8 protein-coding genes are annotated in these 8,033 nt (G+C 59.6%); 6 read left to right on the top strand and 2 right to left on the bottom strand.

All coding sequences use genetic code 11. The annotated features are described in order from the left end of the window. Positions 1-330: 330 nt before the first annotated feature. The 4 genes from VXJ24_RS09190 (at position 331) to VXJ24_RS09175 (ending at position 4,229) form a co-directional block, all read left to right on the top strand. Positions 331-1,569 carry a glycosyltransferase gene (locus tag VXJ24_RS09190; RefSeq protein ID WP_330972635.1) on the top strand — a complete coding sequence of 413 codons (1,239 nt, stop codon included), beginning with the start codon at positions 331-333 and terminating at the stop codon, positions 1,567-1,569. Continuing rightward, the gene (locus VXJ24_RS09185) at positions 1,550-2,896 is read left to right on the top strand and encodes a sensor histidine kinase (protein WP_330972634.1); all 1,347 of its coding nucleotides are present in this window, start codon (positions 1,550-1,552) and stop codon (positions 2,894-2,896) included. Before VXJ24_RS09190 ends, VXJ24_RS09185 begins: the two co-directional genes overlap by 20 nt. A gap of 102 nt (positions 2,897-2,998) precedes the next feature. Then, a complete protein-coding gene (locus tag VXJ24_RS09180; protein WP_330972636.1) occupies positions 2,999-3,718 on the top strand; it encodes a LytR/AlgR family response regulator transcription factor in 720 nt (239 codons plus the stop codon). Between the two features lie 13 nt (positions 3,719-3,731). Continuing rightward, positions 3,732-4,229, top strand: coding sequence for a metallophosphoesterase family protein (locus tag VXJ24_RS09175; protein ID WP_330972633.1), 498 nt, complete (start codon positions 3,732-3,734; stop codon positions 4,227-4,229). 59 nt (positions 4,230-4,288) lie between these two features. Here the strand turns inward: VXJ24_RS09175 and VXJ24_RS09170 are convergent, their stop codons facing one another. Together VXJ24_RS09170 and trxA are read right to left on the bottom strand one after the other, a co-directional pair. After that, positions 4,289-4,948, bottom strand: coding sequence for a phosphatase PAP2 family protein (locus tag VXJ24_RS09170; protein ID WP_330972632.1), 660 nt, complete (start codon positions 4,946-4,948; stop codon positions 4,289-4,291). A 71-nt stretch (positions 4,949-5,019) separates the two neighbouring features. After that, on the bottom strand, positions 5,020-5,337 hold the full coding sequence (gene trxA, locus VXJ24_RS09165) for a thioredoxin (protein WP_330972631.1): 318 nt from the start codon (positions 5,335-5,337) through the stop codon (positions 5,020-5,022). Positions 5,338-5,509: 172 nt separating this feature from the next. Between trxA and VXJ24_RS09160 the strand changes: the two genes are divergently transcribed. Then, positions 5,510-6,058, top strand: coding sequence for a hypothetical protein (locus tag VXJ24_RS09160; protein WP_330972630.1), 549 nt, complete (start codon positions 5,510-5,512; stop codon positions 6,056-6,058). A 178-nt stretch (positions 6,059-6,236) separates the two neighbouring features. Further along, entirely contained in the window at positions 6,237-7,931 is a 1,695-nt protein-coding gene (gene pgi, locus VXJ24_RS09155; RefSeq protein WP_330972629.1) for a glucose-6-phosphate isomerase, read from the top strand. Positions 7,932-8,033: the final 102 nt, after the last annotated feature.

Raw genomic sequence — 8,033 nt, 5'->3', positions numbered from 1 at the left:
GCATGTCCCGCTCTCCGGCATCGCAGCCACGGCCACGGTCCAGCCGAAGCTTCCTGCGAGCTTGCCTAAGCCGTTTGCAGTTCAGGGAGCCTAACTATGCCGGAGGTACTCAGCCATTTAGATCTTTTAGTGACCCTGCGCTCCTCTTGAATGCTCCAAGGCATGCATAAATGGCCTTTCGAGGCGGCGTTCCAAAGCATATTGCGCATGTTTGTTCTTATGCGTGCTACCAGTTTCTGCAAAGCGGTAGTACCCTTAAGAGTGTTCCGGATTCCCTCTGAGAGGCTATATCCAGGCAGACGAGCTTATGCGCAAGGAGGCACTGAGGCCTTGAATCCCGCTATTGTCATCCCCTCATACTGGGCTGCAGATGACAGGCCCCGCTCTATCGGCGAGGTGGGCACCTATGACCATGCAACGCCGGTTGGAAAGCCCATGCCCGAGCTCGAGACATGCCTGGAATCGCTCGAGAAGGTGCGAGGGGTCCTGCGTGTCATCGTCCTTCTTGTTGCAGAGCCGGAATGCGAGGAGTCGGCACGCGCCCGCGTTACGGCCATCTGCCGCACGCATCCGAACCTCTCTCCTGTCATCGTAGGCGAGCCTGAAGCCCAGCACATCGAGGATACGGTGAATGCGATCGCGCCCGATGTGGAGGGAGACCCCGTGGCGCTCCGGGGCTATGGCGCCATCAGGAACATGGGCCTTGCGGTCGCAGCCGTCCTGGGGCATGACATCGTGGTCTTTCTCGACGACGACGAAGTGGCGCTCGACGAGAACTTCCTGATCGATGCGGTATATGGCCTGGGGAACGTGAACCGCCAGGACATTGCGATTGACGCGAAGAGCGGCTTTTTCATCGACCGTGCCGATTCCTGCTTTGCAGACGAGGACCATCCCCGCTGGTCTGACCGCTACTGGGCAAAGAGGAGCGAGTTCAACCAGTGGATGCGCGCTGCCCAGCAGGCAACGAGGATATCGCGCTCGAACTATGTCTGCGGCGGCTGCTTTGCCGTGCATGCGAATGCGTTCACGCAGGTGGGATTCGACCCCTATATCACGCGCGGCGAGGATATGGACTACCTCATCAACATGCGCATGCATGGACACGAGGTGTGGTTCGACAACCAGTGGTACGTGCGGCATCTGCCGCCCGAGATCCCTTCCCATGCCTCGAGGTTCCTCCAGGATGTCTACAGGTGGACCTATGAGTACGAGAAGGTGCGCTTCACGAACACGCAGCACGACCTGCGCGTGATCACGAGGCAGTCTCTCGAGCCCTATCCAGCCCCCTGGCTTTCCCGTGAGGTTTTCGACCGCATCAGGAAGACGTCCTTCCGGCGTGCTCTTGCCGAGCCTGAGCATCTTGCGTATCTGCGCATATGGCTCAAGGGCAGGAAGGATGCCCAGAGGTGGGCAAAAGACCATGCGAAGACCTACCTCGAGTTCCAGACCTTCTGGCCGAGGATCATGGCATCGCTCTGGGATGATGAGGACCTCGCAGAGAAGGTCCTGGCAACAGGCACTCCAGCATCAAGGAAGGACAGGCAGGATGGACGAACGGAACACTAGCAGGCGCTTCGTCCTTCTCTTCATCCTGATCCTCCTTCTTGTCGCCATCACCCTCATGATCGTCCTGGGCTGGGGCATCACGATCCAGAGCACCGTGGCGACAGGCCTGGTGGGCGCTGCCCTCGCTATCGTCGTGGTGCTGGCAAGCCTTTCCTTCGTCTATCCGGATAGCCTGCGTTCGCGCGCGACCGAGCGTACCCTGCGCGTTGCCTCGAACACGCTTGACCACATGCGCTATGGCCTCATGCCGGACTCCTGCCAGGCCGTCTGCAAGCTGCTGCTCCCGGAGACGGCCGCCCAGGCCATCTCCATGTGCGACACGAAGAAGGTCCTGGCCTATGTCGGCGAGGATGCCGCAGCCTACCCGTCGGGAAGCGAGAATTCGGTCCGCGTCGCCGAGACCCTGAAGTCGGGGAGACTCCAGACCTTCCAGTACACGCGCACCGAGATCCGCCGGCTCGAGGAGGAGGGGCGCATCAAGGAGGGCGAGGTCCTTCCTGCCGGCGTCATTGCCCCTCTCGTCGTGCAGGGAAAGACGGTAGGCGCCATCACGTTCTACTACCGCTACGGCAGGACGATCGACCGCACGCAGATCGCGATTGCCCGAGGACTTGCAAACCTCCTCTCGACGCAGCTCACGTCCTATGAGCTGGATCTTCAGGCAGAGCTTACGGCACGTGCCGAGGTCAAGGCCCTCCAGGCACAGATCAACCCGCACTTCCTCTTCAATACGCTCAATACGATCGCCTCGCTCATCAGGACCGACCCTGCAAAGGCCCGTGTGCTGCTGCGCGACTTCGCGGCCTTCTACCGCCAGACGCTCGAAGGATCCGAGCAGATGCTGCCGCTTTCCCGCGAGCTCGAGCAGACGAGGCGCTACCTCACGTTCGAGCATGCCCGCTTCGGCGAGGACCGCATCGTCGAGACCGAGCATATCGAGCCAGGACTCGAGCGCATGCTTGTCCCTTCCTTCATCATCCAGCCCATCGTCGAGAATGCCGTCCGCCACGCTATGCGCGACGAGGGGGCGCTCCACATCGATGTGCACGCCGTGAGGGATGGAGACGATGTCTTGATCGCTGTCACGGACGACGGTGTCGGAATGGATCCGGAGACCCTCCAGAAGCTTACGGAGACGGTCGAGAAGCCGCATACGATAGAGCACGGGCCATCTTCCAAGGGGACTGGCATCGCGCTCCACAATGTGGCAGAGCGCATCAAGCGCTTCTATGGAGCCGATTCGGGTATAGAGATTGTGAGCAAGGTCGACCAGGGCACCCAGATAGCGCTGAGGCTTGGGGGAGCTGCAGCGATGCTGGAATCATGACAGGGGAGCGCCCGGAATGAAAGATGCATAATGCATGACCTGCTCCGGGCAGATATTTGCTATGGTTGATGCAGAAAAGCGGATGTGGGAGGTTTCATGCCGATGCTCAGGGCAATGATTGTGGACGACGAGGCTCCGGCACGTTCGGAACTCAAGTACCTGCTGGAGGAGACTGGCAGGGTCGATAGCATTACGGAGGCCTCGAGCGCCCGCGAAGCGGTCGAGAAGCTCATGGAGGGACGTCCTGACGTGATGTTCCTCGATATCTCGATGCCGAAGACATCCGGCATGCAGCTTGCAGAGGCCCTGCACAAGCTCAAGAATCCTCCTGCTGTCGTCTTCGTGACGGCCTACAGCGAGTATGCCCTCGAGGCGTTCGATGTGAACGCGGTCGACTACCTGATGAAGCCGGTCGAGACCGACCGGCTCAACCAGGCGCTCGACAAGGTGCAGTCGATGGCAAAGCCGCAGGTGCAGAGCCACGCCTCCGTGGAGCGCATTCCGGTTGAGAAGGGCGGCCGCAAGGTCCTCGTGCCGATCGACCAGATTCGCTACATCGAGGCCAAGGACGACTACTCCTGCATCTATACGGATACGGAGCGCTATCTCTCGACGATCTCCCTTGCTCGCCTCGAGAACGAGCTCACGCCCCATGGCTTCTTCCGCGTGCACCGTGGCTACATCGTGAACCTCCAGTACGTCGAGGACGTCGAGGTGCTTCCGAGCGGGATCCTGCAGCTCGGCGTCAATGGCATCGAAGGCAAGAAGATCTCCGTCTCGAGGCGCCGCGTCGTGCAGCTCAAGCGCGCGCTTGGCCTGTAGGGGATAGGGAGCCATGGCAAAGAGGGTCGCGGTCATATCCGATACGCATGGCTATCTCTCTGAAGAGCTCATCCATGCTCTCAGAGGGGCAGACCTCATCGTCCATGCAGGAGATATCTGCTCGGCCAGCGACTTCCGCACCCTCTCTGGCATGGCTCCTTTGAAGCTCTGCCTCGGCAACAACGACTGGGGCTATGATTACGGCCCCGGCGTCGAGCGCCACATCCATTTCCTCTATGAGGGGGCGCTCTGGCAGGTCTGCCACTACCGCGAGAAGCTTGACATGTCCTGGGGCAAGATTGCCATCTGCGGACACACCCACAAGCCTATCTGCGAGCTCTCGAAATCGGGCCATCTCCTCATGAATCCGGGATCGCCGACCTACCCAAGGACCCAGGAGGGCCCGACCATGGGATGGGTTGAGATAGAGGATGGAAAGATTCTCGATGCCCATATCCAGCGTCTCGAACCTGAAGACAAGGAAGAGCGCCGGCACTTCTTCAGGCGGTAGGGATTCTGACCCAAGCCGCCATCTCTATCTTGGCTAGATAATCGGTCCCTCGGCCTTGATTAGGCTTTGCCTTGGTGTGCATCCATGAAGAGCGGGACGATCGTCTTCGTATAGAAGGCAAGCCAGAGAAGAGAGACGGCGAAGCCTGCCACGACATCCGATGCATAGTGGACGCCCAGATAGATGCGGCTCACGCCGACCATCAGGATTGTGATGGCAAAGAGGGCACAGAGCACGTAGCGCAGGACCTTGTCCTTCTCGTAGTGCCAGACCATCCAGAGCATGAGCCCATAGAATGCCATGCTCACCATCGAATGGCCCGAGGGGAAGCTGTAGCCGGTCTCTGCAATGAGGCGGAAGCCTTCGGGGCGCGGTCTCTGGATGAGGTTCTTGAGAAGGACGTTCAGCACGAGCGTGAGAGCAAGGTTCAGAAGAGCGCATCTGCCTGGCTGCTTGCCCGGAGCAAAGGCGGTGATGACAAGGCACATCACAAAGAGGACGACAGGGGAGGCAAGGCTCGAGAACTGCTCCATGTAGGGCGTGAGCCAGTCTGCACGCATGCCTTCGACGATTGTGCGGTAGGCGACAGCATCGACCTTCAGGGCCTCGCCTGTGAAGAGGTCCTCGACGATAGCAAAAAGGACAAGGAGCGCCACGACGACGATGGTCATGCGCTTGTGTGCGCATACCTCACGTCCGAATGCCTTGATCCACCTCATGGCATGCCCTTCTCAAGAAAAATGTGCGTGCATCTGCGTGCACGCACATCATAGTCCCTTGGCTCAGCTGCTTACAGGTTCGCTTCGAGCTCGCTCTCGAGCGACGCCTTAGGCATGTTTCCTACAAGCGTATGGACCGGCTTGCCATCCTTGAAGAGGATGAGCGTCGGAATGCTTACGATGTGGAAGCGGGTCGCCAGGCTCTCCTCCTCGTCCACATTGCACTTGTAGACGCTCATGCGGTCCTCGAGGTCCTTGCCGACCGCCTCGACCGTAGGTCCAAGAGCACGGCAGGGGCCGCACCAGCTGGCCCAGAAATCAACGAGGACAGGCTTGGCAGAATCTGCCAGAACCTTGTCGAATGTCTCAGCTGTGATAGCTTCTGCCATCAGCTTCCTCCTTCATTGTGGATGCATTCTATGCGGCCCAGAGCCTTCCTGCCGCGGTGCATTCGCGAGTCTTTGCAGCGCTTATACCCGGATAGTCTCCTTTTCTGTCAGGAACCAGACAGCGCATAAGGGGTAAGCTAGGGACATATGCAAGAAGGCAGGAGGTGTATCCGTGGAGCGGGAAGACGTAAGGAAGCGCTACATAGCGAAATCGCAGGCAGAGATTGCAAGTCTCTCCGAGCGCGGGCTTCAGATGTCCGGCAATGCCTTCTCGTCGCTCCTGATACTCAAAGGCGAGCTTGGACCAGGAGACCAGGGAGGACGCACGCTCCTTGCGGGACCTGATGGCAAGGCTCTTGCAGCGGCCTTTGCAAGGCTTGGCTATGCACCGGAGGACTGGTGTGCCCTCTCCACGAAGATGGCGGCGGGCGAGGACGTAGACCCCGACCTTCTGCGCGAAGCCATCGCCGTGCTCGATCCTGCAACTCTTGTCATCTCCGATGAGTCTGCCTCCTCATGCGTGAAGGAAGCCTATGCAGAGGAGCTCTCGCATGTCGAGGACTTTGCCTCTGCCATGCTCGAGCCAGGACACATCGCCGAGGTCTGCGGCATGCGTGTCATGGATCTCGGCGGCTTCGAGGCAGCGCTTTCCGACCCCAAGAAGAAGCAGATTGTCTGGGCCTACCTCAAGAAGCTCCCTCCCCTGGGAGAGCCGTACTAGGCCTTCTGCCGCACTGCCTAAAAGTTGGTATGAAATCTCTTGAACCTGCTTAGCAGAAAGCAGGCAAATGCGCAGGTGCCCTATGCTTTTCTGAAGCTTGATGCCAGCAGATGTTGGCTGCGGTAATCTGTATGTATAACTGTCAGGTCCGCATTGCGGGCAGACAAGGAGGTATTCCGTGGCCAACGTAGCAGCACCGATCGATCCTACCCAGACTCCTGAGTGGAAGAAGCTCGCTCAGGACTTCAAGCAGATGCACGATGAGGGCATCTCTCTCAAGAAGTGGTTCGCAGACGATCCTGAGCGTGTGAACAAGCTCAGCTTCGACGTGAACGATCTTCACTTCGACCTTTCCAAGAACCTTGTGACCGATGAGACGGTCAAGGACCTTGTCGCTCTCGGACGTGCGGTGCACCTCGAGGAGCGTCGCGACCAGATGCTCAAGGGCGTCCACATCAACACGACCGAGGACCGCGCTGTCCTGCATTCCGCACTCCGCCGTCCGGCATCCGACGAGGGAAAGCTCATCGTCGACGGCCAGGACTGCGTGAAGGATGTCCATGAGGTGCTCGACCGCATGTATGCCTTCGCCGACCAGGTGCGCTCCGGCGCATGGAAGGGCGTCACCGGCAAGAAGATCGAGAATGTCGTCTCCATCGGCATCGGCGGCTCCGACCTCGGCCCGGTCATGGCTTATGAAGCTCTCAAGCCCTACCTCAATGGCGGCATTCAGGTCCGCTACATCTCGAACATCGACCCGAATGATGCAGCTGAGAAGCTGAAGGGCCTCGATCCTGAGACCACCCTTGTCATCATCGTCTCCAAGACATTCACGACGCTCGAGACAATGACGAACGCACGCGAGGTCAGGACCTGGCTCATCGATACGCTCAAGGCCCAGAAGGCTATCGATGGCTCCGATTCCTCCATTGCCGATGCAATCAGGCACCACTTCGTCGCCGTCTCCACGAACCTCGAGGGCGTCGAGGCCTTCGGCATCGATCCTTCCAACGCCTTCGGCTTCTGGAACTGGGTCGGCGGCCGCTACTCCGTCGATTCCGCAGTGGGCCTCTCCCTCATCCTCGCTTTTGGCCGCGAGGTCTTCGAGGAGTTCCTCTCCGGCTTCCACGATATGGATGTCTACTTCGCATCCACGCCGCTCGAGCAGAACGTCTGCGCCCTCATGGGTCTCCTGAACGTCTGGTATGTGAACTTCTTCAAGGCTGAGAGCCACGCCGTGCTTCCGTACGACCAGTACCTGCACCGCTTCCCGGCCTACCTCCAGCAGCTCACGATGGAGTCGAATGGCAAGTCCACGCGCTGGGATGGCACCCCTGTCACGACCGAGACGGGCGAGATTTTCTGGGGCGAGGCCGGCACGAACGGCCAGCACGCCTTCTATCAGCTCATCCATCAGGGCACGCGCCTGATCCCTGCCGACTTCATCGCCTTCGTGAATACCCCGAATCCGACGAAGGACGGAGACCAGGACATCCACGAGCTCTTCCTCGGCAATTTCCTCGCACAGACAAAGGCCCTTGCCTTCGGCAAGACCGCTGACGAGGTCAGGCAAGAGGGCACGGCTGAGTGGATGGTGCCGGCACGCTGCTTCGAGGGCAACCGTCCGACGACCTCCATCTTCGGCGAGGCGCTGACGCCGCATGCGCTTGGCGAGCTCATCGCGCTCTACGAGTACATCACGTTCACCGAGGGCACAGTCTGGGGCATCGACTCCTTCGACCAGTGGGGCGTCGAGCTTGGCAAGCAGCTTGCAAAGCAGATCACCCCTGCCTTCCACGACGACGAGGCACTTGCACAGCAGGACAGCTCCACGAAGGAGCTCATTGCCTTCTACCGCGCACATCGCAAGTAAGGCAAGATACAAAAGACCCGTCTGGGGAGCCTGGCAGCTTGATCTGCCAGGCTCCTTTTCGGTAACAGCCTTGCTTCATCCGTCTGCCCGATTGCTGCATCC

This window comes from Olsenella kribbiana, from assembly GCF_036408795.1.
Taxonomy (GTDB): Bacteria; Actinomycetota; Coriobacteriia; order Coriobacteriales; family Atopobiaceae; genus Olsenella_L; species Olsenella_L kribbiana.
This window is presented reverse-complemented; position numbering and strand designations above follow the sequence as displayed.

What these genes read in the sequence shown, in the direction of transcription:
- VXJ24_RS09170 (WP_330972632.1), bottom strand. Translation starts at nt 4,948, where the DNA reads ATGAGGTGGATCAAGGCATTCGGACGTGAGGTATGCGCACACAAGCGC.
- VXJ24_RS09175 (WP_330972633.1), top strand. Translation starts at nt 3,732, where the DNA reads ATGGCAAAGAGGGTCGCGGTCATATCCGATACGCATGGCTATCTCTCT.
- trxA (WP_330972631.1), bottom strand. Translation starts at nt 5,337, where the DNA reads ATGGCAGAAGCTATCACAGCTGAGACATTCGACAAGGTTCTGGCAGAT.
- VXJ24_RS09180 (WP_330972636.1), top strand. Translation starts at nt 2,999, where the DNA reads ATGCTCAGGGCAATGATTGTGGACGACGAGGCTCCGGCACGTTCGGAA.
- VXJ24_RS09185 (WP_330972634.1), top strand. Translation starts at nt 1,550, where the DNA reads ATGGACGAACGGAACACTAGCAGGCGCTTCGTCCTTCTCTTCATCCTG.